The sequence below is a fragment of the Nocardioides sp. P5_C9_2 genome (assembly GCF_054049555.1).
The window spans coordinates 1-2,277 of sequence record NZ_JBFUMD010000562.1 but is presented as its reverse complement, the minus strand read 5'-3'; the positions used below and the strand labels follow the sequence as shown (position 1 = coordinate 2,277).

Below are 2,277 nucleotides of genomic sequence, written 5' to 3'. Positions count from 1 at the left end.
GACCCGGGCGTAGGGGTCGGCGGCCATCTCGCGGCGTCGGGCCGCCGCGCGGCGCTCGTCGTGGTCGACGTCCTTCTCCCCGGACTTGAGCTGCACGAGCAGCGGGGTGGCGATGAAGATCGAGGAGTACGCGCCCGCCGCCATGCCGACGAAGAGGGCCAGGGCGAGGTCCTTGAGCGACCCCGACCCGAGCTGCGCCACCCCGACGTACAGGATCGCGGCGACCGGGATGAGGGCGACGATCGAGGTGTTGATGGAGCGCACCAGCGTCTGGTTGACGGCCAGGTTGGCCGCCTCGGCGTAGGAGAGGCGCGACTTCTTGAGCTCGTGCGTGTTCTCCCTGACCTTGTCGAAGACCACCACCGTGTCGTAGAGCGAGAACCCCAGGATCGTCAGGATGCCGGTCACCGTCGCCGGCGAGACCTCGAAGCCGGACAGCGCGTAGACGCCGACCGTGATCAGCACGTCGTGGGCCAGGGCCACGATCGCGCTCACCGACATCTTCCACTCGCGGAAGTAGGCCCAGATGAACAGCACGACCAGGACGAGGAAGACCGCCAGGCCCAGCAGCGACCGCTGCGCGACCTCCTTGCCCCAGCTGGGTCCGATCTCGGTCTGGGAGATGTCCTCGGCGCTCGCGCCGGTGGTGTCGAGGATCGTGGTGACGATCTGCTCGCTCTCCGCGGTGTCGACCGGCTCGGTCTGGACGATGATCGCCTCGGAGCCGGACGTGGTGACGACCGGGGCGCTGGCCGCGTCGATGCCGGTGCCGGCGACCGCCACGCGCAGCTCGTCGGCGGTGTCCTGGGTGACCTGGTCGGCCGGAAGCGAGACGCGGTACTCCGCGCCGCCGGTGAACTCGATGCCCATGTTGAGGCCCTTGGACCACAGGCCCAGGACGGCCACGGCCACGATCAGCGCGGAGACGGCGTACCAGAGCCAGCGCCGGCCGACGAAGTCGATCGAGCGCTTGCCGGAGTAGAGCTCGTTGCCGAGCCTCGAGAACGCGCCCATCAGGCGGTCCCTCCTGCCGTGAGGGGCTCGAGGCCCAGGGTGTCGCGGCTGAGGCCGGACAGGGCGTGCCCGCGGTTGAAGAACGGGTAGCGGGCCAGGTAGGACACCATCGGCTTGGTGAACCAGAAGAAGACCACCAGGTCGATGATCGTGGAGAGGCCCAGGGTGAAGGCGAAGCCCTTCACGACGCCCGCGGCGAAGATGAAGAGCACCACGGCGGCGAGCAGTGACACCGCATCGGCCGCCAGGCAGGTGTTGCGCGCCCGGACCCAGCCGGACTCCACGGCCACCGGCATGGACTTGCCGTCCCGCATCTCGTCGCGGATGCGTTCGAAGAACACGATGAACGAGTCGGCGGTGATGCCGACCGCGACGATCAGCCCGGCGATGCCCGGCAGCGAGAGCGTGAAGCCCGCGCCCTCGCTCAGCAGCACCACCATGGCGTACGTCAGCGCGGCGGCCACGAGGAGCGACGCGATGACCACCAGGCCCAGCCCGCGGTAGTAGAACAAGCAGTAGAGCATCACCAGCAGCAGTCCGACGAGACCGGCGGTGATGCCGGCCTGGAGCTGGTTGCCGGCCAGGGACGGACCGACCAGCTCCACCGGCGGGTCCTTCTCGAAGGCGATGGGCAGCGCGCCGTACTTGAGGCTGGTGGAGAGGCTGTCGGCCTCGGCCTGGGTGAACTGACCGGTGATCTGGGCGTTGCCGTCCAGGATCAGGCCGTTCATGGTGGGCGCGGAGATGACCTGCCCGTCCAGGACGATGGCGAAGAGCTTCTGGGTGTTGACCAGCGCGCGGGAGATCTCCGCGAAGGTCTCGGTGCCCTGGCGGTCGAAGTCGAGGTCGACGCCCCACTCGACGCTCTGGGCGTCCGGCGCGCGGGTGCTGGCGCCCGCGAGGTCGGTGCCCTCGATCATCGCCTTGGACAGCAGGAACTTGCGGCCGAACTCGTCGCACGTGACCAGCGGCTTGTCGGGGTCGTCGACGACGTCGGCGGGCTGGCCGTTCGTCGGGCAGGTGAACGCCTCGAAGGCGGCCAGCGACTCGGCGTCGGGGTTGTCGATCCACGTCAGCGGGTCGTCGATGGTGCCCTGCGACGCGGCCTCCCCGCCGCCGTCGCCCTGCTGGGGCGCCGGGGTGGGGGTCGCGCTCGTCGACGGGGTGGCGCTGGGCGACTCGCTGCTGGTCTGGTCGCTCCAGGAGTAGGGCGCGCGCTTCTTGGGCGTCGGCGTGGGCTTCTGCGAGGGGGTCACCTGCGGC

General features: G+C 69.8%; 2 protein-coding genes. Both read right to left on the bottom strand.

Features of this window, described 5'->3' with window-relative positions; genetic code table 11:
* Window positions 1-1,014, bottom strand: a 1,014-nt coding sequence (secF, locus tag ACXJKL_RS19645; RefSeq protein ID WP_457208682.1) for a protein translocase subunit SecF, incomplete at its 3' end; no start/stop codon positions are given.
* On the bottom strand, window positions 1,014-2,277 hold a 1,264-nt coding region (gene secD / locus ACXJKL_RS19640; RefSeq protein ID WP_457208681.1), incomplete at its 5' end, for a protein translocase subunit SecD. The genes secF and secD, both read right to left, overlap by 1 nt.